The 25,851-nt window shown below is 70.1% G+C and carries 13 protein-coding genes; 3 read left to right on the top strand and 10 right to left on the bottom strand.

Annotation, left to right across the window (positions count from 1 at the left end):
• Nucleotides 1-12 precede the first annotated feature (12 nt).
• The gene (locus PPSIR1_RS07700) at nt 13-1,665 is read left to right on the top strand and encodes a WGR domain-containing protein (protein WP_006970454.1); all 1,653 of its coding nucleotides are present in this window, start codon (nt 13-15) and stop codon (nt 1,663-1,665) included.
• A 31-nt stretch (nt 1,666-1,696) separates the two neighbouring features.
• Here the strand turns inward: PPSIR1_RS07700 and PPSIR1_RS07705 are convergent, their stop codons facing one another.
• The gene (locus PPSIR1_RS07705) at nt 1,697-3,265 is read right to left on the bottom strand and encodes a vWA domain-containing protein (protein WP_006970455.1); all 1,569 of its coding nucleotides are present in this window, start codon (nt 3,263-3,265) and stop codon (nt 1,697-1,699) included.
• Between the two features lie 280 nt (nt 3,266-3,545).
• Here PPSIR1_RS07705 and PPSIR1_RS07710 point away from each other — a divergent pair, with 280 nt between their 5' ends.
• Nucleotides 3,546-6,215: a cytochrome c biogenesis protein CcdA gene (locus PPSIR1_RS07710; protein ID WP_086001105.1), complete on the top strand. Its 2,670-nt coding sequence runs from the start codon at nt 3,546-3,548 to the stop codon at nt 6,213-6,215.
• A gap of 213 nt (nt 6,216-6,428) precedes the next feature.
• Here the strand turns inward: PPSIR1_RS07710 and PPSIR1_RS42090 are convergent, their stop codons facing one another.
• The 4 genes from PPSIR1_RS42090 to PPSIR1_RS07730 all read right to left on the bottom strand — a co-directional run bounded on the left by PPSIR1_RS42090 (nt 6,429) and on the right by PPSIR1_RS07730 (nt 14,028).
• Nucleotides 6,429-7,928: a Vgb family protein gene (locus PPSIR1_RS42090; protein ID WP_232296446.1), complete on the bottom strand. Its 1,500-nt coding sequence runs from the start codon at nt 7,926-7,928 to the stop codon at nt 6,429-6,431.
• 113 nt (nt 7,929-8,041) lie between these two features.
• Complete coding sequence (locus tag PPSIR1_RS07720) at nt 8,042-9,520, bottom strand: NHL repeat-containing protein (protein ID WP_157595304.1); 1,479 nt, start codon at nt 9,518-9,520, stop codon at nt 8,042-8,044.
• 32 nt (nt 9,521-9,552) lie between these two features.
• On the bottom strand, nt 9,553-11,184 hold the full coding sequence (locus PPSIR1_RS07725) for a hypothetical protein (RefSeq protein ID WP_045115586.1): 1,632 nt from the start codon (nt 11,182-11,184) through the stop codon (nt 9,553-9,555).
• Nucleotides 11,185-11,193: 9 nt separating this feature from the next.
• The gene (locus PPSIR1_RS07730) at nt 11,194-14,028 is read right to left on the bottom strand and encodes a BamA/TamA family outer membrane protein (protein ID WP_006970460.1); all 2,835 of its coding nucleotides are present in this window, start codon (nt 14,026-14,028) and stop codon (nt 11,194-11,196) included.
• A gap of 843 nt (nt 14,029-14,871) precedes the next feature.
• Here PPSIR1_RS07730 and PPSIR1_RS07735 point away from each other — a divergent pair.
• Nucleotides 14,872-17,241, top strand: coding sequence for an OmpA family protein (locus tag PPSIR1_RS07735; protein ID WP_157595305.1), 2,370 nt, complete (start codon nt 14,872-14,874; stop codon nt 17,239-17,241).
• A gap of 65 nt (nt 17,242-17,306) precedes the next feature.
• On the opposite strand, the gene PPSIR1_RS42095 is transcribed toward PPSIR1_RS07735, so the two are convergent.
• From PPSIR1_RS42095 to recO, 5 genes are all read right to left on the bottom strand, one after another.
• On the bottom strand, nt 17,307-18,596 hold the full coding sequence (locus tag PPSIR1_RS42095) for a M23 family metallopeptidase (protein ID WP_006970462.1): 1,290 nt from the start codon (nt 18,594-18,596) through the stop codon (nt 17,307-17,309).
• A 238-nt stretch (nt 18,597-18,834) separates the two neighbouring features.
• A complete protein-coding gene (locus PPSIR1_RS42100) occupies nt 18,835-19,593 on the bottom strand; it encodes an FHA domain-containing protein (RefSeq protein ID WP_157595306.1) in 759 nt (252 codons plus the stop codon).
• Between the two features lie 247 nt (nt 19,594-19,840).
• Nucleotides 19,841-23,236 carry a hypothetical protein gene (locus PPSIR1_RS07750; protein ID WP_157595307.1) on the bottom strand — a complete coding sequence of 1,132 codons (3,396 nt, stop codon included), beginning with the start codon at nt 23,234-23,236 and terminating at the stop codon, nt 19,841-19,843.
• Between the two features lie 56 nt (nt 23,237-23,292).
• On the bottom strand, nt 23,293-24,942 hold the full coding sequence (locus PPSIR1_RS07755) for a YncE family protein (protein ID WP_006970465.1): 1,650 nt from the start codon (nt 24,940-24,942) through the stop codon (nt 23,293-23,295).
• Between the two features lie 99 nt (nt 24,943-25,041).
• The gene (gene recO / locus PPSIR1_RS07760; protein WP_006970466.1) at nt 25,042-25,848 is read right to left on the bottom strand and encodes a DNA repair protein RecO; all 807 of its coding nucleotides are present in this window, start codon (nt 25,846-25,848) and stop codon (nt 25,042-25,044) included.
• Nucleotides 25,849-25,851 lie beyond the last annotated feature (3 nt).

Genomic DNA, 25,851 nt, shown 5'->3' on the forward strand with positions numbered 1-25,851 from the left:
GTACGGTCGGGCATGGCGCGCTACGAGGTGTCGAGCAAGTTCTGGGCGATCGAGGTCGACGGCAAGTCCTTCACCACGACCTACGGCAAGATCGGCTCGGACGGCCGGTCTACGACCAAGAGCTTCGCCTCGGCCGCCGAGGCCAGGCAGGCCGCCGACAAGCTCATCGCGCAAAAAGAAAAGAAGGGCTACGCGCTCGTCGACGACGGCGAGGAGGCCGAGGACTCCCCGGCCCGCCCCGGCGCCCGCTACTTCGAGTTCGTCGACGGCAAGTCCAGCAAGTTCTGGGAGGTGCTCGTCGACGGCAGCGCGCTCGAGACTCGCCACGGCAAGATCGGGACCGACGGCCGGATCACCCGCAAGTCGCTGGCGTCGCCCAAGGCCGCCGAGGAGCAGCGCGACAAGCTCATCGCCCAGAAGAGCAAGAAGGGCTACGTCGAGCGCGGCGGAAGTGGAGGAAGTGCAGGCAATGGAGGCAGTGCAGGCGCAGGCGCGGCGGCCCCGGCCCTGGACCCCCGCAACCCCGCCCTCGAGGCCGCGATCCACGAAGACCCCGACAGCGACGACGGCTTCGCCGTGCTCGCCGACTGGCTGCAGAGCCAGGGCGACCCTCGGGGCGAGCTCATCTCTCTCGAGCTCGCCGGCAAAAAGCGCCGCGCCAAGGCCCTGTTCGCCAAGCACGCCGAGACCTTCCTGGGCCCTCTCGCAGCGCACCAGGAGGTCCGGGACGAGGGCTGGAACAACGCGAGCTCCAGCCTTCGCACGAACGCGCAGGCCAAGGCCTGGGAAAAGACCCACCGCCAGGCCTTCCTGTGGCACAGGGGCTACATCCGGCGGGTCCGCCTCAGCCACGACGCGTACTCGGTGACCTGGGACGGCCGCTGCGTCGACGTCCTCGACGAGGTCCTGCGCCACCCCTCGGGCCGCTTCATCGTCGAGTTCGCGTTTCACTCGAACGGCGACCCCAACGACGACGACCTCCAGGAGCTCATCGACCTGCTGGCGAAGAAGGCCCCCGCCTCGACCCGCAAGATCACCCTGGGCGACAACGTCGACCAGATCAGCTGGCACCACACGGGCAGCCTCGCCAAGCTGTGGAAGCGGGTCCCCAAGCTGCGCGAGCTCGAGATCGAGAGCGGCGACTTCGAGGTGGGCAAGATGGTCGCCCCGGGGCTCGAGCGCGCCGTGTTCGTCACCGGCGGCTTGTCCAAGGCCTGCGGCCGGGCCATCGCCAAGGCGACCATGCCCAAGATCCGGCACCTCGAGGTTTACTACGGGGACAGCAACTACGGCGCGGGCTGCTCGATCGCCGATGTTCGCCCGCTGCTCGCTCGCACGGACCTCCCGGAGCTGCGCTACCTCGGCCTCGAGAACGCGGAGTTCACCGATGACATCGCCCGCGCGCTCCCCAAGGCCAAGGTCCTCGCCGGTCTCGAGACCCTCGACCTCTCGCAAGGAACGCTGACCGACGCGGGGGCCGCAGCCCTCGCCGCGGCCAAGCCCGCGCTGGCCCACCTCGAGTGCCTGGATCTGTCGGACAACTTCCTGACCAAGGACGGGATCAAGGCCGTCAAGGGGTTGTGCGCGAAGGTCATCACCAAGAACCAGCGCGAGCCCTTCGACTGGGACGACGAGGACCGCTACTACGTCTCCGTAGGCGAGTAGCGGGCCCCCAGTTTCAGCTCGAGCCCCAGCCCTAGCCCCGCGACAGCGCCGTCGCCTTGCGGACCAGGTCGACGAACTCCGCCCGGTGGCCGTGGGGATCGCTGCCCACGGAGTCCTCGGCGAGCTCGCGGACGTGGGTCCAGCTGGCCTTCCCGCGAAACAGCGAGCCCCCGAGCAGCATGCCGTACTCGGCCACGGCGGCGGCGAAGCGGAAGTCCACGGAGCTCTCGTCCAGACCCGCGCCCTCGTCGTGGACGGCCAGGCTGCGCTCGCGGCTGGTCGCACCCTCGGGTGCCTCGTAGCGCAGGCGCAGCCACATCAGCTCACCCGAGCCAGCCTGCGCCGAGGGCTGGCGCGCCTCCTGGTAGCGCAGGCTGGTCGCGCCCTCCCCTTCGCCCTCGGGCTCGGGCCCGGCCCCGTGGGGCACGACCTCGTAGAGGAAGGTGACGCTGTGCCCGGCCCCGATGTCGCCGGCGTCCTCGCGGTCGTCCTCGAAGTCGGCGTCGCTCAGGAGCCGGTTCTCGTAGCCCAGCAGGCGGTAGGACTGGACCTCGGCCGGGTTGAACTCGACCTGCAGCTTGACGTCCTTGGCGATGGTCACCAGGGTCGAGCCGGCCTCGGTGCCGAGCACCTTGCGGGCCTCGGCCAGCGAGTCGATGTAGGCGTAGTTGCCGTTGCCCTTGTCGGCGAGCATCTCCATGGTCCGGTCGCCGAGGTTGCCCCGGCCAAAGCCGAGCACCGTCAGGAACACCCCGGACTCGCGCTCGCGCTCGATGAGGTTCTCGAGCCCGGACTCGGTCGTGGTCCCGACGTTGAAGTCGCCGTCCGTCGCCAGGATCACCCGGTTGATGCCCTGGGGGTCGAAGTGCTCCCGGGCCAGGGCGTAGGCCTTTTGGATGCCCTCGCCGCCGTTGGTCGAGCCCCCCGCCCGGAGCTCCGAGATGGCCGCGAGGATGGTCCCCCGGTCCGAGCCGCGCGTGGGAGGCAGCACGACCCCTGAGGCCCCGGCGTAGACGACGATCGCCACGTGGTCCCGCTCCCCGAGCTGATTGACGAGCACGCGCAGGGAGTCGGTGAGCAGCGGCAGCTTGTCCTGGTCGTGCATCGACCCGGACACGTCGAGGAGGAACACCAGGTTGCGCGGCGGGAGCTCCCGCTCGGGGATGCTCTTGCCCTGGAGGCCGATGTGGACCAACCGGGCCTCGTCGCTCCACGGGCACGGGCCGACCTCGGTGGTCACGGAGAAGGGCTCGGCGACCCCCTCGGCGTCCGCGGCCGGCTGGGGGTAGTCGTAGTCGAAGTAGTTGATCAGCTCCTCGATGCGCACGGCGTCCGAGGGCGGGAGATGCCCGTCGCGGAGGAAGCGGCGCACGTTGCTGTAGGCGGCGGTGTCGACATCGACGGAGACCGTCGACAAGGGGACACGGGCTGCGTCGAAGTAGGGGTTCTCGCGGCGCGGGGCGTAGTCTTCGCTACCGACCTCGAGCAGCGGGCTCGAGTGGGTTTGGTAGCTCGATCCGCCCTTGTCGCAGGCGGCGAGTCCCAGGCTGAGACCGAGGGCGGTGAGGGCGAGGACGGGTGCGTTTCGCTGGAGCCACATTGGAATTGAACTGAGCGAAGACTTTCACACGCGCAATTGGATTCACGTATCCCATGATCTGAATGTCGTACCAGCCCGTTTAACAGCGGACGCGGAAGTCACGCCGCGATAACCGGGTGAGGGCCTTTCACTCGGTCAGGATCGGCCGCCAGCTTCGAATTGGGGTCTATGGGGCTTGTGGGAGCAATGCTGCTCAATATTTTTCCCAGGATCATGGTAGGAAACAGCGACGTCGAGCCGGCGTACTGTGGCTGAAGCCCTCGCTCGCTCCCCTCGTGCCATGCGTGTTCAACCCGATCTTTCCTCTCTCGTTGGCAATCGGGCGCTCCGGCGCCGGTGGGCTGCCGGCTTTGCGGTCTTCTTCGCGTTCTTCGTCGGCTTTTTGGTCACGGGGACTCCGCGAACCGGCCTCGCCGACGATCCCGTCGTCGAGTGGTCGGTCAAGGCCACCCCCGAGCAGGCCCGCTCCGGGGAGCACCTGCGCCTCGAGCTCTCGGCCACCGTCCCCGAGCACTGGCACCTGTACTCGATGAACAAGGTGCCCGACGGGCCCAAGCCCCTGAAGGTCAGCGTAGAGGCCGAGGGCCTCGAGGCCGCCGGGGAGTGGTTCGCGCCACAGCCCAAGACGGAGTTCGACCCCAACTTCAAAAAGGACGTCGAGTTCTACGAGGGCACCGTCGTCCACTCCCGGGCCTACAAAGTCTCGGGCGAGGCTGGCGAGCGCACGGTCAAGGTCGTCGCCAAGGGCCAGATCTGCGACCCGCACACCTGCCTCCCGGTCAAGGAGGAGCTCGAGCTGACCCTCGACGTGGCCGCGGGCGAGGCCCGGGCGGACTACGCCGCGGCGCCGAGTTTCGAGGGCATCGGCTTCGGTGAAGGCGACGGCGAGCGGCTCATCGGCGGGGCCGAGGGCGCGACCGCGGCCGACGCGGGGGTCGAGTCCGAGGGCGATGGCATGAGCGCCGAGGACCGCCTCGACCCCGAGAAGGCTGGCCTGTTCCAGTTCCTCGTCGGCAGCTTCATCGCGGGCCTGCTGGCCCTGCTGACGCCCTGCGTGTTCCCGATGATCCCCATCACCATCAGCTTCTTCGCCAAGCACGCCGAGGCGTCGCGCAAGAAGTCGCTGATCATGGCGGGGACCTACTCGGGCGCGATCGTGGTCTGCTTCACGATCCTGGGCGTGGGCGCGTCGGTCATCTTCGGCGCCAGCGCGATGCAGCAGACCGCCGCGTCGATCCCCTTCAACATCTTCATGTTCCTGCTGCTGTTCGTGTTCGGGCTGAGCCTCATCGGCCTGTTCGAGATCAGCGCGCCGCGCTTTTTGATCGAGAAGAGCTCGGAGATGGAGCAGAAGTACAGCGAGGACGAGGAGGCGCCCCTGGGCCGCCAGCTCCTCGGGACCTTCTTCATGGGTCTGACCTTCTCGCTGATGTCCTTCACCTGCACCGTGGGCCTGGTCGGCATCCTGTTCGCCCAGCTCGAGGGCGGCGAGCACTGGCTCTACCCGACCCTCGGCCTGTTCGTGTTCGCGGTCGCCTTCGCCCTGCCCTTCTTCCTGCTCGCGCTGTTCCCGGCCGCGGCCGCGCGCCTGCGCGGCAAGGCCGGCGACTGGATGGACGCCTTCAAGGTCACCCTGGGCTTCCTCGAGATCGCGGGCGCGTTCAAGTTCCTGTCGAACATCGACCTGGTCATGGGCTGGTTCATGGTCACGCGGCCCCTGGTCCTGATGATCTGGGTCGGCCTGTTCCTGGCCTGCGGCCTGTTCCTGTGGCGCATCATCAAGACCGACGAGTACAGCGAGACCACCCACATCGGGCCGCTGCGCATGCTCGCGGGCGCCTTCTTCGTCAGCTTCGCGCTCTACTCGGCCTCGGGCTTCTCCCACGGCCGGTCCATGGGCGCGTGGATCGACGCCTGGCTGCCCCCCGCGGTCATGCCCGACGGCTCGGGGGCCTCGAGCGGTGACGGCGAAGGCGGCGGCGAGCACTTCGTGTGGATCAAGGACGACATCGACGGGGCGCTGGCCGCTGGCCGCGAGGCCAACAAGCCCGTGTTCGTCGACTTCACCGGCTACACCTGCACGAACTGTCGGATGATGGAGGCCTCGATGTTCCCCCGCCCGAACATCAAGAGCCGCCTCGACCAGATGGTCCTCGGCCAAGCCTACACCGACTGCGACGAGCCCGTGTGCGAGGAGCAGCAGACCCGGCAAAAGGAGTCCTTCCAGACCGTCGCCCTGCCCTTCTACGTCGTCTACGACCCGTTCACGGGCGAGGCCATCGAGACCTTCGCGTCCTCGACCAACGATCCCTCGGAGTACGAGGCCTTCCTCCAGCGCGGCCTCGACGGCTTCGAGAAGCTCCAGGCCGAGCGCGGGCCCGCTGAAGCCCAGGCCGACGCCAAGCCCGAACAGGCCGCGGCCGAGGGTGAGACCAAACCCGACGAGGACCACGGCGACGCCACCGAAGAGGGCGAGAGCGCCTTCGCCGACGTGTCCGTGGACCACGAGCCCAAGGGCGAGCCCGTCGACTTCACCCTCCCCCGGCTCATCGGCGAGGGCGAGTACTCGCTGTCCGAGGAGCGCGGCAAGTGGGTGCTGATCAACTTCTGGGCCTCGTGGTGCGCCCCCTGCAAGCACGAGCTCGAGGAGGACTTCCCCGGGGCCTTCGAGGCCTTCCCCGAGGTCCAGCTGGTCACCGTCGCCTTCGACGGCGAGGACACGGCGGAGCTGTCCAAGAGCTTCCTCGAGGGCATCGAGCTCCGCGAGCACCCGGCCCTGCTCGGCGGCGAAGAGGCCGACGAGGCCGGCCTGCCCGAGGTCTTCGAGGTCGGCTCGGGCATGCTCCCGCAGAGCTACTTGCTCAACCCCGAAGGCGTCGTGGTCTGGGGCCGCTCGGGCTCCGTCGACCAGGCCTTGCTGATGCGCCTGCTCGAGCCCACCAAACCCTGAGTCGGGCACACCCCCGAGGCTGGAGGCCCTCTGCGCGACGCGGAGGGCCTCCCTTCGTTTGCGGTTGGAAACTCAGAGGGGTGGCCACCCCTCTGTCTACTTGAGCCGTCGTGGACGACGCCACGCCCTCCCTGCCCCACGTCCACAACTCAGAGGCTGCGAACGCGAGTCCATGCCCCCGGTCCTCAGCTGCCTGTGGGGGTAGAGCAGCCCTCAGCCCTGGGGCTCGTTGCAGGCCACGTTGATCAGCTGCCCCCCGGCCATGTCCGAGTAGGTGTAGGGCGAGTCCAGGCCGTCGTAGGTGAACACCTCATAGGTGTCCGGATCGATCTTGTGGGCCGTCGTGCCGTTGAGCGGGACGGCCCAGATGAAGCCGTCGACGTCGACGCCGATGCCCCGGTGGTTGCCCGTAGTCGGCAGGTAGACGACCTGCCCGGCCTCGAGGGTCTCCATGTCGACCCAGCCCACGCCGCCGCCGGCCACGGACTTCCAGATGCGCCCCTGGTGATCCTGGGCGACCCCCGATCCGCCCGCGCCGGGGAGGTCGGGGCTCGTGGCGCTCTCCCACTGCAAGGTGTCGAGGTTCAGCCGCGCGGGCGCGTCGGTCCACGGCCGGCCCTCGCTGTCGACGGTGATGCCGTAGGAGCTGCCGTTGACGACGGTGTGCTCGAGGGTCTCGTAGTTGATCCGGATCGTCCGGCCCTGGCCGAAGATGTGGAACCACAGGTTGCCCTCGTTATCGACGGCGGCGCCGTAGGGCCCGAGCCCCCAGGTGGCGCTGCCGAAGGTGCACGGCGCGACGGAGTGGGGCAGATGCACGGTGTCCTCGACCTCGCCGGTGTCGCCGTTGAGGCGATGGACCCACACGCCCGTCTCCCCGCACTGGCCGGGGGTGCCGCTGTCTCCGGTGGTGGTCCAGATCTTCTGGTCCTCCCACAGGCAGGTCTCCTCGTTGTAGGTCCCGGAGGTCCACGCGATCGGGCGCTGGACCGTCATGCCGGGGAACTCGGTGTGCCAGGCGATGCACTCGTCCTCGGCGAAGGGGCGGATGTCGTCCTTGCCGGTCGAGCTGTCGATCACCCCGTTCGTATTGGCGTCCACGCAGTCGTCGTGGTCGGCCCAGATCTTGGTGATGCCGACGTGGCGGTTGGCGACGGCCACGGCCCGCCCGTCGACGCTGACCGAGGTCCGCGAAGGGTTCCCGCCTTGGTCCGGGCGGGTGTAAAAGCGCGACTCCTCGACCATCGTGCGGGTGTTGATCTTCGACACCGTGTTTTGCTGGCTGTTGGCGATCCAGATGTAGCTGAACTCGGCCTCCCCGCACAGCTCGCCGCCGACGCAGTTGCCGTTCCCGCCGCCCGCGTCGACGTCGGCGAGGGTGTCGAACTTGGTCGTGCCGTCGTCCATGCCCTCCCCGGACGCGGTGCTCTCCTCCTCGCCCTGGTCGCCGGCGGAGCTCGTGTCCGGGCCGGCGGTGCTGTCTTCTTCCTCGCCCTGGTCGCCGGCCGAGGTGGTGTCCTGGCCCTCGCCCTGCTCGGCGTCGGTGTCCTGCTCGTCTTCGCCCGGATCCTCGCCCTGGTCCGCGCCGAAGTCATCGCCGTTGGTCCAGGTCTCGGGGGTCCCGTCGTCGCCGCAGCCGACGGCGAGCAGGGCGAGGGCGCTGAGCAGACTCGAGACGTAGAGGGAATTCACCGAAGCGCAACGCGAGACCATGGAGCTAGGCTACGCAGGTGGCCGACGGGGGGTCAACGCGAAAGCACGATCACCTGGAGCGTCCCGGTCATCCCCCGTCCGGCCCTCGATGCAGGGCTCGACGCCGGGTTCGGTCAGCCCTGGGGCTCGTTGCAGGTCACGTTGCTCAGCTGGCCGCCGGCCATGTCCGAGTAGGTGTAGGGCGCGTTGAGGCCGTCGTAGGTGAACACCTCGTAGGTGTCCGGGTCGATCTTGTGGGCCGTCGTGCCGTTGAGCGGCACGGCCCAGATGAAGCCGTCGACGTCGACGCCGATGCCCCGGTGGTTGTTCGTCGTGGGCAGGTAGACGGTGTCGCCGACTTGCATGGTCTCCATGTCGACCCAGCCCACGCCGCCGCCCGACACGGACTTCCAGATCCGTCCCTGGAGGTCCTGGGCCACGCCCGAGCCGCCAGCGCCGGGCAAGCTGCCGCCCTGGACGTTCTCCCACTGCATGGTGTCGAGGTTCAGGCGCCGCGGGACGTCGTCCCAGGGCCGCCCCTCGCTGTCGACGGTGATGCCGTAGGAGCCGCCCTGGATGACCTGGTACTCGAGGGTCTCGTAGTTGACGTTGACGACCTTGCCCTGGGCCCAGATGTAGAACCACAGGTTGCCCTCGTTGTCGACGGCGGCGCCGTAGGGCCCCAGGCCCCACTCGATGTTGCCGATGGTGCACGGGGCCTCGGCGTGGGGGATGTGGATGGTGTCTTCGACGTCGCCGGTGTCGCCGCTCAGGCGGTGGACCCAGATGCCCGTGGTCCCGCACTGGCCCGGGGAGCCGCCGTTGCCCGTGGCGGTCCAGATCTTTTGGTCCTCCCACACGCAGGTCTCTTCGTTGTAGGTGCCCGAGGTCCACGCGACCGGGCGCTGCACGGTCATGTCGGGGAACTCCTTGTGCCAGGCGATGCACTCGTCCTCGGCGAAGGGCCGCACGTCGTCCTTGCCCGTCGAGGTGTCGATCATCCCGTTCGTGTTGGCGTCGACGCAGTCGTCGTGGTCGGCCCAGATCTTGGTGATGCCGACTTGGCGGTTGGCGATGGCCACGGCCCGCCCGTCGACGCTGACCGAGGTCCGCGAGGGGCTCCCGCCCTGGTCCGGGCGCGAGTAAAAGCGCGACTCCTCGACCATGGTCCGGGTGTTGATCTTGGACACCGTGTTCTCGCTGCTGTTGGCGATCCAGATGTAGCTGAACTCGGCCTCGTCGCACAGCTCGCCGCCGACGCAGTTGGGGTTGCCGCTGCCTGCGTCGACGTCCGAGAGGGTGTCGAACTTGGTCGCGCCCTCGTCCATGCCCTCCTCGGACGCGCTCTCTTCCTCGCCCTGATCGTCGCTGGTGGTGTCCGGACCGGCGGTGCTGTCTTCTTCCTCGCCCTGGTCGTCGGCCGAGGTCACGTCCTGGCTGTCGCCCTGCTCGGCGTCGGTGTCTTGCTCGTCGCCCTGCTCCGCGCCGATCTCGTCGCCGTTGGTCCCCGTGTCGGGGGTCCCGTCGTCGCCGCAGCCGGCGGCCATCAGCGCGAGGGCGCTGAGCAGACTCGAGACGTAGAGGGAACCCGCCGAAGCACCACGCAAAACCATGGGCTCAGGCTACGCAAGCGGCGAAGCTGGGGTCAACGCGAAATGCGCGGCATGTCGGCAATTCCGTGTTCTGCGTCGACCCAACTGTCGTCGAGGCGCCGCCAAAACTGCACCCGGCCAATGCGCGGCGCGCTGCGATCGAGACGGTAGTGGGCGCGCAAAAAGGTCTGGAGCGCGCCGAACTCCCGGCGAGGAACGGTGGATCCGAGCACGATGAAGCGCGGCCGGGTGCGCTCGAGATCGTCGAGCAAGGTCTGGGCGTGCTCGGTCTCGACGAAGCGCAGCGGCGTCGAGGGGCGCCGCCAGGTGTCGTCGTTGGGCTGGCTCAGGATGCCCAGGGACTTGTAGACGCGGCTGGCCGAGAGCTGACCCGTCAGCGGGTAGACGTCCCACAGGTGCCAGCCCCACACCCACACCCGGTCGCCGGGCTCGCCATGCTCGATCAGGTGGGCGGCGATCCGGCGGCCGCCGGTGTCGTGGGCGCGGGCCCGGCTGCGCCGCTCGGCGTCGAGCAGCAGGCCGCAGCGGAGCACCAGGCCCAGGGCGAGCGCGCTGGCCACGACTCGCGGAACCCAGTGCGCCCGGCAGCGCCTCCCCCACAAGCCCCATGGGGCCGCGGCGGCCAGACACGCCGGGGCGGCGCAGGCCAGGAAGTAGCCCTTGTAAAAGCGAAGGCCGAGGCTCGCGGCGAACAGGGTGGCGCCGAGCCAGGCCAAGACCCAGGCCAGCTCGCGGCGCTCGGCCTCGCTGGCGGCCGTGTGCTTGGGGAGCGCGGCCGCGCCGGCGAAGGCGGCCAGGGCCAGGGGCAGGCCCAGGAAGTGCGCGCTGGCGAGGAGCCCCTCCCCCACTCCCGAGCCGGACCCCGGAGCGGACGCGGACCCAGCCAGCTTGGCGTTGACGTAGCGCAGCCCCCAGCGGTTGACGACGTAGCCGTCGAGCAGCGCCCCGAGCTCGCCGCGACCCAAGTAGAGCGCGGCGAGGGGCAGGTGCGCGAGGCAAAAGCCCGCCAGCACCCACGCCGGCTCGCGCCAGCTCGCGCGCCGGGCCTCGCTCGAGGCCTGCGCCTGAGCCCGGGCGCCCATGGCCAGCAAGACCACCAAGACCACGCCGTCGGGTCGCTTGCACAGCGCGGCACAGCCCGCGGCGGCCCCGGCCGCGAGCCACAGCGTCGGCCGCCAGCGCGGCGACTGGCTCCGCCAAGCCTCGATTCCGAGGCCGAAGGCGAGGATCTGCGGCAGGTTCGCCCACGTGACGTAGTTGGCGTCCATGGAGTCGAGGAAGGCGTCGTGCAGGCCGTAGAGCCCCGCCGCGACCACGCTCGCCAGCCGCCCCCAGCTGCGCCAGGCAACGGCCGCCACCGCGGCCAGGCTGCCCAGCGCCCACAGGTTGGCGAACACCTGAAAGCGCGCGATGTCTCGGCCCTCGGGGCCCGCGAAGGCCCGCGCCAGCCAAAAGCTCCCCGGGGCCTTGAGCTCGAGGGTGTCGACGTAGGGCAGCCCGCCCGCGTCGAGGACCATGGCGTTGTAGAGCATGCCCGCGACGTCGTGGGACACGAAGCCGCCCTGCACGAAGGCCGGCCAGCGCAGCCACAGCGAGGCGAGCATGAGGAGGGCGAGCGCGACCAAGGTCGCCGCCGTGCCCATCGCTTGCTTCCGCGCGTCCATGGCGTGCACTCAAAAGGGCTGGGTGAAGTTGATGTAGATGCTGTACGGGACGAGGAAGCCCTGGGCGTCCTCTGGGGGGCGGCCCTGGACCTCGGCGAGGTAGCCGGGGAAGGTCTCGCCCAGGCAGGTGCGCCCGGTCTTGCGCCCGATCGGCACGGCGACGTCGAGGCGGAAGAACTGGGGCGTGACCCCGAGGATCTGCAAGCGCGCCGTCAGGCCGTAGCCGACCTGCCCGTACCAGGTGCCGCGCCCAAACCAGCCCGCGATGCGCTCGCACGGAGACACCGTCGCGACCCCGCCAAACAGCGCCCCGCCGATGGTCCGCAGCCACATCAGGTTGAGCGCCGGGATGCGCAGGTCGTCGACCCACACGTGGCGGTACTCCATGCGCCCCATGGCCACGGCCCGACCAAACAGCTCGTTGCCGCCAAAGCCCGCCAGGCCCCCGTTGCCGCCAGCGCGCTGGAGCGAGCGGAACTCGAGGTCGGAGCGCAGCGGCAGGCCCATGCTGGCTTGCAAGCGCGTGGCGATGACGTGGTGATGGGCGATGCGCCACAGCTGCGACCAGCCGGCGTCGAGGCCGAGGACGAAGCGGTGGTCCGTGGCCCCGTCGACGCGCACGGTCTGCGAGGCCGACACGCCCACGCTGATCGAGTGGCCGCGCTCGGGCCACAGGGTGAACTTGCGGTTGTCGTGGATCAGCCGCAGGGACTCGTTGAGCCGGACCCCGCCGGACTCGTCGAGGCCGCTGCGGTTGAGCCACGAGACGCTCAGAGAGTTGCGCACCCGCAGCTTGCGGCGCTGCCGGTTGCGCTTGCCGCCAAAGTAGACGCTCGACGCGATCGACCCGCCGAAGTTGGTCTCGCGGTCGGTGAAGGTCGAAAAGTGCAGCGTGTGGCGGAGGTCCCGGCGCAGGCTCGCCTCGAAGATGGCGAAGGCCGAGACGGCGTTGATGCGCGCCTGGGGGGTCGTGGCCGTGGCGAACTCGGACGCGGCGAAGGTCAGGCCGAAGCCGTTGTAGAGGAAGCGGGCCTTGGCGGGGTTGCGGTCGTTGAACAGCGGGTCGTTGTTGTCGCCGCGGTTGAAGCGGCCCACGGGGACGCGCGAGACCTGGGTCAGGCGGCTGCGCGGGTCGAGGCGGACGACCTCGAGGTCGCCGTCGGTCTCGAGCACGAAGGTGTGCCGGTGCCAGGCGGGCTGGTCGAGCAGGCTCTCGCCCGGGGCCGCCTCGCCGTTCCAGACCAGGTAGTGGTCGCCCCCGCCCCGCTCGGCCACGTAGACCTGCACCGGCTCGATCACCGCGTGCTCGCCGTCGCGGACGATGTCGATCTCGTGGCGCCAGCGCCCGTCCGCGCCCTTGGTCGAGCGGACGTCGGCGATGGCGTAGTCGACGTCTGGGTAGGGCCCGAGCCACTGGTCGAAGAACCACCCGAGCTCCCGGCCCCAGGCCTGCTCGGCGAGCTGCACCGGGTCCTGGCCCGGGTCCGCGACGGCGGCGGTGTAGAAGTCTGCCAGCGCCTGCTCGCCGATGAGGTCGACGAGCTTTTCATGGATCCGCCGCCCCGTGGGCAGCTCGTGGGCGAAGTAGAGCGGGTGGTAGCGCACCGGCATCTTGTCTTCGCTGCCGCGAAAGTAGGCCGAGGAGAACGCGGCCTGCCCCGAGTAGAGGAAGTGGTCGATGGCCGGGACGAAGGTGAAGGACGCGAGCAGGTCCGCGGCGAACTCGTCCCGGAGCTCGCGCTGGCGCTGCCACAGCTGGGCCAGGCCCACGCCCAGGGCGCTCGACAGCCACAGGTCCACGGAGCCGTCGCGGCCCCCGACGAAGTGCCCGTAGGCGATCAGGTCCGCGACCGCGCGGGCGACCTGGATGTCGTGGAACTTGGCCAGGCGATCGGTGGCGATGAGCTCGAGGTACTGGTCGCTGACCATCACCGCGGTCGGATGAAACTGGGCCACGTCCGTGCGCAGCGGCCCCTGGACCACGGTCAGCTGGGCGTCCGGGGCCGGCTCGATGCCCGTCGCGCTGGCGATGTCGAGGCTCTCCTTGGCGATGGCGTGGACGTGGCCCGCGATGTCGCGCAGCGGGTGCAGCAGGCTCTCGTCGGGGTAGCGATCGCCCGGGCGGCGAGTGATGCTGAGCACGCGGACCTCGACGCCCCGGTGCCAGATGGTCTCGTGGTGCCAGCGCGGGCCCCAGAACACCGCCGGGTAAGCGATGGGCGCGTCGGGGTTGGTCGTCTCGCGGGTGACGACGAGCTCTTGCCCGCGCAGGCCCTTGTCTTGTTCGCGGCTCGGCTCGGTGCCCGGGACCCAGTCCGGCACAGCACCAAAGCGGGCCCCCGAGACGGTCCACCGCGTCGGCGCGACGACCCGGCCCTCGCTGGGCAGCCACGCCCCGCCGCGGGCCGGCTCGCTGGGCAGCGGCGCGATGGCCCCGGACAAGCTGCAGCGCCGCCACACGCAGCCCAGCGGCCAGTAGCGATGGGGCAGCTCGACGCGGTAGTCGAGGGTGACCGCGAGGGCGCCGGCCGGCACCGGCACGCTCAGGTCTCGGCGTCCGCCGACGCGCTCGACCTCGACCTCCACCTCGCTGCCGTCGCCGAGGCGAACGCGGGCGCCGGTGAGCTCGAGGCGCGCCCGCTCCGAAGCGCCGGCGACGTAGGTGGCGAGGGCAATCTCGTCGAGGTCGCGGGGCTCTTCGGCCATGAACTCGGCGAAGTCGAGCAGGCGCAGGGTCCGGTCGGCGCCGGCGCTCGACTCGAGCTCGTAGGTCGCGGTGCCGTCGACCCGCGCGCGGCGTCGCGGGATGCGACGGCCCTCGTCGCCCGCGCCCGCCGTCGCCACGGGACGATCGCCCCCTCGCCACACGGTCAGGTCGACGTCGACGGAGGCGACGCGCGGCTCGCCGTCGGTCGCGTCCGAGACAACCCCACGGCTACCCGCGGTGTCCTCTGACGCATCCGAAGGCGCGCGCTCGGGGGAGACGGGGGAGATCGGAGGCGTCGATGCGGGCGCTTGCGCGAAGGCTCGACCGGCGCTCGCTCCGAGCCCCAACACGAAGCACAGAGCGAGCACGAAGGTCCCGAATGCGGCCGTCCGATTCCTCCGCCACGGCGCCGCGGCGGCCCCCGACCCCGCGACGCGAATGCGACGAATGGGCCCGTGCTCTCGCAGCGAGTCCGTCGACTTCGTCGTGTTGTCGTTCGCGTTCAAGGGCCCGGCGCGGAGCGTAACGCGTGCGCTCGTCCGCGTCGCCTCCGCCTTGTGCGCGAGGCGTGGCGATGGGTCTTCCCGAGTCGATGACCAGGCGTCGAGTTTCCTTCACGACTTTTTTGTGAATCCTCGAAAGCTGGCGATTTCGCGGCTTTATTGCCGAGCAGAGCGAGTCATGCCTACCCGCCCCGACCCCTGGACGGGCGCGTGGCTCCAGCCACACGGCTCGCTTTTTCCCACCAGCTGGGCAGCTGCCCAGCGCTTGGCGGCGCGAGGGTGAACGGACAGGCCCGTTTCGCCCCGCCCTGTTCGTGGCGCTTCGTACCAACCCTGGACCGGGCCAGGACCGGGCTCGGACTTCAGGCTGGAGCACCTGGATGCGCGTCCGGTACTGGCCAAATTTTTGGCGACTCAATTCTTCACGCGGAGTTTGACAGGTGCACTCCGACGTAAGACGCTCAAAGCATGCGCCGTATGTCCACTCACCTGCTCGCGTCGGGTTTGGTCGCCAGCGCCGTGCTGGCGCTCCCTGGTCTGGCCCACGCGGCCCCGCCCTCTCTGCCCGAGGGCGCCGAGGCTGACGAAGCCGCGCCGGCGGACGACTCGATGACGACCGCCGACGGTCAGCCCATGCCCACGGATACGCAGCCGGCGGGTCCGGGCGAAGATGTGGTCGCCGACGACGGAGCGGAGGCTGGCTTCGAGGGGGACGCGAGCGCCGAGGGCGAGTTCGAGTCCGACTTCGACACCGACTTTGGTGACGACTCCTCCGGCGAGTTCGAGTCCGACTTTGGCAGCGACAGCGCCGGCGAGGGCGACTTCGACTCGAGCTTCGACGACGGCAGCAGCGGCGACGTGTCCATGGGCACCGTCGGGCTCGACACCGGCAACGACGGCCCGGGCATGGTCGCCGGTCGGCGCGAGCCCATGGCCAACTCCCTGCGCGGCGGCGTCGGCCTGCACCACACCTCCCTCGCGGAGGTCGGCGGCAAGTACACCTTCCGCTTCCGGCTGCACACCGACTTCTTCGTCAAGAACGACTTCTTTTGCTGTGAGGGCGGCGGCGAGGGTGACCGCCACGCTCGCATGCGCGGCGCCGTCAACCTGGGCTTCACCTTCACCGAGTGGACCGAGGTCTACTTCGCCGTCAACTCGTCCTCGAACCGCAACACCCGGGACCAGGGCGCGCGCCAGGATCCGCCGACGGTGTTCGCCCTGGGCGACATGCAGTTCGGCGTCAAGGGTGCCTACGGCTTCAAGGACGGCGGCATCCGCCTCGGCGGCCAGCTCGGCCTCGGGCTCATCGCGGGCAGCGAGCGCCTGCGCACCGACCAGGTCAACTTCGACATCGCGGCCATCCTCGGCGTCGACCTGCGCTACCTGACCGACAAGGAAATCCCGGTCCGCTTCACCGGCAACATCGGCTGGACCCTCGACAACTCGATCAAGCTGACCGAGTGGAGCGCCATCGACGACCAGCTGTCCCGCGAGGTGCTGCGCTTTAGCTCGGGCGCCAACCACAGCCGCGTGAACACCCGCCTGGCCGTGGACTTCCCCCTGCGCCTGGGCAAGGACAAGCAGTTCGGCATCGATCCCTTCCTCGAGTACGCGTGGGACATCGCGACTTATCAAGAGGATGATTTCCTCGACCTGACCGAGGACTTCGGCGCCTCGCCGCTGCAGCGCTCCCAGGCCTGGCTGACCCTCGGCCTGCGCGCCAACGTCTACGACGGCCTGTTCGTCGACGCGGGCGTCGACGTCGGCACGACCTCGCCGAGCTACGAGTTTGGCCCGCCGGTCGCCCCCTACCAGGTCACCCTCGGCCTCGGCTGGAGCTTCGATCCCAAGCCCCGCGTCAAGGAGGTGCCGGTGCCCATCGACGACGGCTCGTCCGCCGAGCCCGTGCTCGAGGGGCGCCTGCTCGGTCGCGTGACCGACACCGAGGGCAACCCCATCGAAGACGCCAAGGTCAGCTTCCCGGGCCTCGCCAGCAACGTGATCCTGACCGACGCCAACGGCATGTTCACCAGCTTCCGCTTCCCCGAGGGGCCGGTGAGCATCAGCGTCGAGCTGCCCGACGGCAGCTTCGTCGAGCAGACCGCCGAGGTCCGCAACGGCGAGGACGCCTCCGTCGACGTCATCGCCGAGGTCGTGGCCGCCGAGGACCCGGTGTTCGACGGCACCTTCCTCAACGCCGACGGCGAGGGCGTGCAGGTCAGCGTCGCCCTCGACGGCATGGGCATCCAAGAGAGCTTCGACTCTGACGAGAACGGGCGCATCGCCATCGCCCTGCCCATGGGCGAGTACAAGGCGACGCTCACCGCCGAGGGCCTGCCGCCCAAGGACATCACCTTCAGCGTCACCGAAGAGGGCGCGATCGTGACCGAGACCCTCGGGGCCGAGTCCGCCGAGGGCGGCGACGCGGCGGCCGGCGGTGGCGCGGCCGATCCTGGCATGGAGACCCCGCTGATCAGCGGCAACAAGTACCGCGTGCGCGTCAAGAAGAAGCCGCGCTACTCCGGCGGCGAGCTCAACGAGGACAAGAGCGCCGAGGGCCTCGACCAGCTCGCCGCCTTCCTGCTCGCGCACCCCGAGTACGGCAAGGTTCAGGTCCGCGTGCACACCGACGACCGCGGCAACCCCAAAAAGCGCAGCCAGGACCGGGCCGACGCCGTCGTCAGCTACCTGGTCAAGAAGGGCGTGCCCGCCGGGCGCCTCGAGGCCAAGGGCTGGGGCGCCAAGGACCCGGTCGCGGTCAACATCACCTCCGACGGCCGACGCAAGAACAACCGCACCGAGTTCCGCGTCCGCGAGTACGACGAGAGCAAGGCGCCGGCGAACTGAGCCAGGCGATCACCCACGAAAAAGCCCACCTTCACCGGTGGGCTTTTTCGTGGGCACCTCTCCCGTCACAGCCCTTCGTCGACGTTGAACTCCGTCGCCGCGTAGTGGTCGCTCCACGGCGTCCACGCGCTTTGCAAGCTCGCGCTGGGCACCTGCAGGGCCGGCTTGTCCGAGCTCAGGCAGCTCATCATCAAGAAGGGATCGACGCGCCGGCCCTTCATGCTCGGGCCGGTGGTCGACTCGAACTCGAGGACGTCGAGGCAGTGCTCCTGGAAGCTCAGCGCGAAGCTGTCGCCGGCGTCGTTGGGGCTGTGGTTGGACGAGGCGTGGGACTCGGACTGCGCCGCGCCGAGGCTCCCGTGGATGGCCAGCTCGAAGTGCACGTGGGGGTTGATGGTCGCGGACCCGGCGTTGCCGGTCTTGCCGACCGTGCCGATGCTCTGCCCGGGCTGGACCTCCTGCCCCGACTGCACCGCGAGGGTGTCGAGGTGCGCGAACAAGATCGAGGTCCACAGCTCCTGCTCGGGGGCGAGGGTCTCGGGCACGGGGCAGCTGAGCTGGACGTAGTTGCCGTAGCCGCCGTCGTAGCCCGTGAACACCGGCCCGGCACAGGGCGCGAGCAAGGGCGTGCCGACCGGCGCGAGCACGTCGATGCCCGAGTGGCCGCCGGGGTTGTTCAGGCGCGGCGCCGAGAAGGCCCCTCCCCCGCCGGAGTCGTCGCGCAGTCCGTAGTCCTCGGGCAGGATCCACACCCAGTCGGCGCCCAGCGTCGAGGGCAGCAGGTTCTCGGCGAAGTCCCGGGCCCAGCGCATGGACTCGCAGGTGAGCTCGCCGCCTCCGCCGGCCTTGCAGTCGGCGACCATGGCCGGGAGGAAGGGCCCCCAGGCGTGCTCGTCGTCGACGCAGATCAGCCCGTCCTCGTGTGCCGTGGTCCCCGGCCAGCACGGCAGCTCGCTGGCCGCTCCGCGTAGACCCCGGGCCTGGTCGGCGGGCCAGCTCCCGGCCTCGCAGTCGACCCCGCCGCAGGCTTCGCAGGCCTCGACCATCGCCGGCGGGAAGGGGCCGAGGGCCAGCCCTTCGGCCTCGTCGACGCACAGCCGGTAGCTCGCGTCGAAGGCGAAGCCGGGCTTGCAGAACACCTCGGGGTCGTCGACGAGCTCGGGCGCGACCGGGGGCGGCGGGCAGCTCGAGCCCGTCTCGGACTCGGTCTCGCCGCTCTCCCCGCTCGTCTCCGTGCCCGAGTCCTCCCCGCTGCTGTCCGTGTCGGCCTCGCCCTCGCTGCCTTCGCCCAAGGTCTCGCCGGCCTCGTCCTCGCCCTCGGGGCGGGTGCCAGGCTCGTCGAGACAGCCCGGCATGGAAATCAGGCTGATGGCAGTAAAAAGAGTCGGGTAGAGAGGCTGAATTCGGATCCGAGGCATGATGTGGGCTCCAAACGCTGTACGGAGAGCTTTTTCGCTCTTCCTTCCGACATCATCCTACACCGGAACACATCCTCGTTTTCCACGCGAGATTGGGCGACGAGACACACGTCCAGGCGTTGGGCGAGCTCACTCGTCCAACAGCTGGGGTGCTCCCCCTCGAACCCAGGTCGCGTCAGGCGTAGGTATCGGCGAGCTCGCCGATCGCCGCCATCAGCCGCGGCGAGACCTCTTGGCCCTCGCGGCTGAGCTGGCGGAGCAGGCGCTCGTACTCGCCCAGCCCGCTACCCGGGATCCGCGGGATGCGGTCCAGGGCTCCGCGGAGCTGCTCGAGCACCTCGTCCTGCATGATCCAGCGGTTGGCCACGTGGATCTTGAACAGGCGGTCGACCCACTCGCCCTTGGCGCTCTTCTCGGCCAGGGTCGTGAGGCAGCGGATGCCCGAGACGGCCGTGGGGTTGTCGACGGCCATGCTGCCCCGGGTGCCCGCGAGCTGGTTGGTCAGGGCCAGGGCGTAGCGCTCGGCCTCCTTGACCTTGCCCATGGACAGGCTCTTTTCGATGAGCTGACCGATGAGCGAGGGGAACTGGCTCTGCTCGCTCGGACCGATGGTCCGGCGCAGCTGGTCGACGGTGTCCTCGGTGAGGCTCTTCTCGACGTTCAGGCGCATGCGCTCCTTGCCCATGCGGATCGCATCCCCGTCGGAGAGATCGACCGAGCCGCGGACCTGGCGATCGTTGACGAAGGTGCCGTTGCGGCTGTCGAGGTCCTCGAGCACCACGCCCTCGCTGGTGACGTGAAAGCGAGCGTGCTGCCGGCTGATCTGGTCGTCGTTGAGGGTGAGCCAGCAGTCAGCGCCGCGGCCCACGTCGTGGCTTCCGGGGGACAGCTTGAGGGTCCGCCCCCCAAGCTCCAGGCGATACGACGGACTCACCGACGCCACTATAACCGACCTCTCCAGAACCCGTGAGCGAATCCATGCCCGCTGCCTCGGGGATCCTCGCCTCGAAGGTAGAGCGCGCCGCGACGGAACGAGCGCGTCACTCACCCGCCAGATGACGCCCCCGCGAGCGCGGGCGACCACACGCCCTCCGAGGTACGAACACCATTGCCCACCACGCAAAGCGGAGGAGCGGACAGCGACGAAGCGTCCCCGGTGCAAGCCCCCTGCGGGGGCATCATCACCGCACGCCGTCGAAGCTGATGTCGGGCTCGACGGTTTCGCCCAGCTCGACGCGGATGACCTGGCCGCGGACGTTCAGGGAGCCGCCCTGCCCGCTGCCGTCGACGATGTAGGCGCTGTTGAGCCCAGGGATCGGGACGATGCGCACCGGCAAGATGAGCGGCGCGCCGGCGAGGCCGGGGTTGTCCTCGAAGGGCACGAAGCCCGAGCTGATGCGGAAGGCCTCGCCGTAGCCGCGCGGGATGCGAGCGCGCACGAAGCCCGCCGCCGAGGCGGGCCAGTTGACCACCTCTTCCTCCTCGGGGATCGGCTCGAGCAGGCCCTGGATGCTGGTCAGATCGAGGATCAGCGAGAGCACCGGGTTCGAGAAGCGCAGCGCGCTGACCGACTCACCGAGGTAGGCGTGGTTGTGGTAGAGCGGCGCCTCGTCGCTGCGCGGCACCTCGATGCGGCAGGGGTTGGGGTCCGTGGGCAGGATGGTATTGCCCTCGGGGCACAGCGGGATCGCCGACCAGTCCGGGTCGCTCGGATCGTCGGTGGCCGGGAGCGGGATGCGGTTGGTCAGCAGCTGCGAGATCTCGGGGTCCTGCGTGGGCACGCACTCGAGGTCCGCGGTGACGTCCACGCGGTCACCGGCGAAGCTGACCGGCCCGGCCAAACGAAAGGCGTTGCGCATGTCGATGCGGTAGCGGACGAACTCGCCGAAGCAGGCCGGGCCAGGCAGGCGGCGCAGCAGGCACTCGTCCCCGTCCTCGCACAATCGCCGGCAATTGCCCTCGACGCACATCCAGCGGTCGTCGCGCTCGTCGTCGCTGATGACCCCGTTGTCGTCGAGGTCGTCGCTGAGCAGCTCGACGCACTCGCTGTCCAGGGTGCAGCCGTCGGCGGGCTGCTCGTCCGAGCACAGGAAGGAGCCCGAGACCTCGACGGCGTTGCCCTCGGCGTCCGTGGTCCAGTGCGACATCGGCGGGATGTCCATGCCCTGCAGCCACAGCTCGTCTTGGTAGGCGTGGGTGATGGTGAACTCGCGGTGCGCCTCTCCGCAGGGGTCGGAGATGAAGTTGGCGCAGATCTGGCGCAGCTCGGCGGCCCCGTAGGGCGCGAGGCCCTCGGCGACGGCGGCGTCGTCGAACACCACGCCGGGCACGCAGATGCCCGTGCTGTCCCCGCCCGCGGAGGTCTCGCGCAGGCACCGGCGGCCCTCGCCGCAGTTGCTGTCCTCGGTGCAGCCGACGATGACGAGCTTGTCGCCGGGCAGCACCCCCGCCTCGCAAAAGCTCGCCGACTCGTCGACCAGCCGGGAGTCGCCGGCCTCCGTGACCAGGCAGCTCGCGTCGTTCCAGCCGGGCTGCTCGCAGGCGAAGCGCCCGGTGGTCCGGTCGCCGACGAGGTTGCCCTCCCACTGCAGCTCCCACTGCGAGGGGAACCAGCTGCGGTAGTCCCGGGCGACGACCTTGGCGACGTGCTCGTCGTAGAGCGGGACCGTCGCGTTGGAGTCGAGGTTGAACTTGTAGATGGGGTTGTCGAGGCCGTCGAGGTCGCGCAGCAGGCCGAGGGCCTCGGTGAACCACTCCTTGTCCTCGTCGCCCTCGTCGAGATCGGGGTCGAAGAAGTAGGGCCCGTCGATGCGGCGCAGGGCCGGGCTGAGGAAGGCCGTGGGCCCCGAGTCGGTGGGCACGAGGCGGCTGGGCTCGGCGTCTTCCATCAGCGGCAGGCCTGCCGCGCTCTGGGCGTTGGGGTCGTTCCACAGCGTGTGCGGGCGCAGGGTGACGTCGAGGATGTCGTCGAGCACGTCCTCGGCGTCGGAGGGCACGCCGTCGCGGCCGCTGGCCGGCGTCCAGGCCTCGGTCACCAGCGGGTGGTCCATGGCCACGTAGATGACGTCCGCCCGGGTCGTCACGCCCACGGCGACGACGTTCTCGACGGCGAAGGGCGAGCGGTAGGAGACGTCGCCCGTCATCTCCTCCTCGCCGATCTCGATCTTGTTGAACATCCAGTCGGTGACCTCGCCCTCGGCGGGGCGGATCCCGGGCCCGCGGGCGAGGCCGCGGCGGTCGGCCGGGGGCGCGTCGCTGGGCACCTCGGTGATCGGCACGCAGCCCAGGGGCGAGTCGGTCAGCGAGACGTCGGGGTAGACGCTCGGATCGATCTGCGTGTCGCACTCGAAGCCGATGGTGTCGTCCTGGCCGGGGTACTCGCGGCCGACCACCCGGGTCGAGCCGTCGCCGGCGATGACGTAGATGAAGCGGCTGGTCTCGTTGAGGTCGATGGACAGGTCGACGGTCGGGCTGACGCGGATGCGCTTGATGCCGCTGGCGTCGGCGAGCTCGAGGGTGTTGGTGCCCGTCCACGCGCCCTGCTCGTCCATGCGGATCTCGACCAGCACGTCCGATCCGAGGCCGCCCACGAACAAGCTCCCGAGGCGATCGCTGTTGTCCTCGTTGTCCTCGTCGAGGTCCTCGTAGAGGAACTCGAGGGCCTGGGGGAAGGGCCCGTCGGGGTCGATGCCCTGGGTCGTGGGGATCTCGCCGAGCTCGGTGAACTGGGCCGGGCACTCGACCGGGCACTCGGGCGACACGCCGGTGTCGACGATGTCGAAGCCCCCCACCCCGTCGCTGACGAACTGGCGGCTCTGGAGGATGTAGCCGGTCTGCACGTCGAGCTCGGCGACGAGGTTGCAGCTGGGGAAGCTGACGTAGACGCTGCCGGGCTCGAGGGGGCTGCACAGCTCGCCCTCGGTGACCGTTCCGGGCGGGGCCGGCGGGGCCGTGCTCGCGCCCTCGGGGACGAACACGAGCTCGGACGGCCGCGCGCCCAGGGGCACCCACGCGCCGCTTTGGCTGCCGCCCTCGCCCCCGCCGTCCTCGATGAGGAAGCGCTGGGGGATCACGGTGCTGACCAGGGAGCTGGGCTCGTCGACGAGGGGCGAGAGCTTCTCGCCGTTGTCCTGCTCGAGCACGTAGTGGCTCAGGCCCTGGGCGTCGAGCAGGGTCATGTCGCAGCTGCCGACGTTGGCCGACATCACGCGGCAGCTGTCGGCGCTCGCGCTCAGCTTGGTCGGGAGCACGCCCGTGGGGATGAAGTTGTAGCCGGGGACCTCGGGGTTGAGGTCGACCAGGCCGCCCTCGCAGCGGGCGAACACGGCGATCTCGTTGCGCTCGGAGTTGGCGACGAAGCCGATGGAGTGGTTGCCGCTCGACCCGCAGGAGCCGGACTCGGCGCTGCACGCCGAGGGCGCGAGCATCTCGGCGGTGCAGTCCTCGCCGCAGGTGTCGGGCAAGTTGGCGCAGACCAGGGCCACGTCCGTGGGCCGATCGAGCACGCGGTTGGGGATGTCCTGCTGGTTGTCGTCCTGGCAGCCCGCGCCGAACAGCCCGAAGACCCCTACGACCATGGCGAGGGGGGCGAGGGACAGGGCCCTCCGGGGGGACGCGTTCGTCGGCGAGGTGCTCATTGGGTGTAGGGCTCCGACAGGCCGATGCGCCCGATCTCGGTGAAGCGCGAGGGGCTCGTCCGCGACATGTCGACGACGCTGACGGTCGCGTCGAGGGTGTTGGCCGCGTAGACGACCTCGCGGGCGTAGTCGAGCTCGAGCTGGTCCGGGCCGATGCCCAGGCGGACCACCGCGGCCACGGCCAGGCTGGACAGGTCGACGATGAACAGCTCCGCGCTGCGGTAGCAGGTGATCAGCCCGTACTTGCTCTCGCCGTCCTCGTACAGGCGCAGGGAGGTCGGCTGGCCGCAGACCTCGACCTGGCCCACGGTCACGTTGAGGGGGTCGCCGTCGACATCGAGGGAGGTATCGATGCGCAGCAGCGCCCCGGGCACGGACTGGATGGCGTAGAGCTCCTCGCCCTCGTCGGTGAAGGCGATGTCGGCGAGCACGGGGCTGCCGGTCTGGAGCAGGCCCTGGACGCCGAAGCGGCCGAGGTTCTCCACGCGGTAGTCGCAGATGATGCCGCCGGGGATGTCGAGCTCGTCGGGGCCGACGCAGGTCTGGGAGTAGCCGCCAGCGTCCAGGGGCTCGCGCTCGACGGCCGTGACCACCTGGATGGACTGCTCGTAGCGCAGGCTCGAGTAGATCATGGGCCGGGTGCACTCGAGGGTGGAGGTGGGCGCGTTGCCGGCCTCGGCGTCGCAGGCCCGCTCGGCCAGGCCAAAGCCCCCGGGCAGCGAGCTCGACTGGAAGATGTTGGCCTGGTGGACGATCGCCGGCCGCCCGTCGCCGCCGACGAGCAGACCCTCGAGGTTCATGATCGTCAGGTCGGTGTCGAGGTTGTGGGTGATGTAGGCCAGCGGCGTCGTGGGGTCCGAGCTGACCAGGACGCGGAAGGGCTCGCGGGAGATGCGGTTGGCCTCGGGGTCGTTGCGCAGGAAGCGGAGGCGGTGGAAGTCGCCGCAGTAGCGCCCGCCGTCGACGTCGCCGGCCTGATCGCACTCGAGGGTCGGGGCCCCCGAGCTGCCCTGCCCGCCCGACAGATCGAGGAAGGTGATGCTCGGATCGCCGCGCACGGGGATGAGGATCTTGGCCTCGTCGTCCTCGGTGTCCGGGTCCCAGCCCACGGCCGGCCCGGCGAAGTCGCCGAAGTGGACCGTGCTCCCGGTCGCCACGAAGGGCGCCTCGAGGCACTCGACCGACTGCGGGCGCCCTGCGATGCGTCGGCAGGGCTGGCTGGCGCTGGGGCGGTCGCCCGCGTCGAGCAGCCCGTCGGGGTTGGCGAAGGCGGCCTCCCAGTAGGCGTCGAGGTCAACGGCCATCATCCACCCGGCGTTGTAGCGGCGGTCGCTGTTGGCGTTGGTCACGAACAGCCAGCGCGCCGGCTCGCGGCAAAAGCCGCCGCCGCCGCAGACCTCGTCGGCGCCAGGGCAGTCCGCGTCCTCGAGGCAGGCCTCGCCAGCGGCCGCGGACACCCGCGGATCGAGGAGCACGCCCGAGGGGAAGAGGAAGCTGTCCGAGGGCGGGTCGATGCCCGGCACGCCCTCGCCGCAGGAGCTCGCCGCCAGGCTCAGCGCGCCGAGCAGACCCAGGCTGAACAGGCTCAGACCCCGTCCGAAGATGGACGGGGCGGCGTCGCCGAGGGGCTGGGAGCGCGCACGCATGGACCGGGACCCTATCAATTCCGCGGGGGAATTCCAGAGCGCAAAGCCTCGGGGGTGCGGCCCTTTCACCGGCGGGCCCGGCTTGAGCTCACCCCAGGCTCACTCGGAGACCGGCGGGGTCCGGGGAAGCTGGGCAAAAAAGGCGAGCGATCGCAGGGGCGAGCGCAGCTGGGCCTGGATGAGCTCTGAGCACAGGTCGCGGAGAGATCGCCGAATGGGCGGCTCGGCGTCGGCGTAGCGGGGCGCGCCCTCCCCTCCAGATCCCACGATCGAGGTCGCCAGCAGCCCCTCGGCCAGCTCGAGCACCGCCGGATCGACCCGCCCCGCCCCGCGACCGTGGGCGAGGCACAGCGCGCCGCCTCGACCGGTCGAGAAGGGCACGCCGTCGCGCCCGGCCAGCACGGGGTCACCGCACACCGAGCAAGACGCCAGCGCCGGGAGCAGCCCGAGGCTGTGCAGCAAGCTCAGCTCGAAGCGGCGCAGGGTCCCCGGGTCCCGCGCGTCTGGGTCCAGGGCGGTCTCGATGGCGTCGCACAGCAGCGCGAAGGAGGTCGGGTCGGCCGCGCTCCCGCCGAGCAGGCGATCGCTGAGCTCGCACAGGTAGTTCACGTAGGCGAAGGCCTCGAGGTCCCGGCCCAGGCGGCTGTGCTCGGTGGTCGGCGAGAAGCGATCGAGGGGGGTCAGCGAGCCGCGCCCGCGCCCGAGCACCGCCTCTCCCCTGCCCCCCACGGGCAATCCGCCGGGGAAGCGCTTGTGGCTGCGCCGCGCCGCGCGGGCGAAGGCGTCGACCTTGCCCAGGGTCGGCGTCAGCAGGATCACCACCAGGTCGGCCTCGCGGTAGGCCCGGGTGCGCAGGACCACCGCGGGCGTGACCGCGGCTCCCTGCTCTGAGCGCTCGCTGCCCATGAC

Source organism: Plesiocystis pacifica SIR-1, from assembly GCF_000170895.1.
Taxonomy (GTDB): Bacteria; Myxococcota_A; Polyangia; order Nannocystales; family Nannocystaceae; genus Plesiocystis; species Plesiocystis pacifica.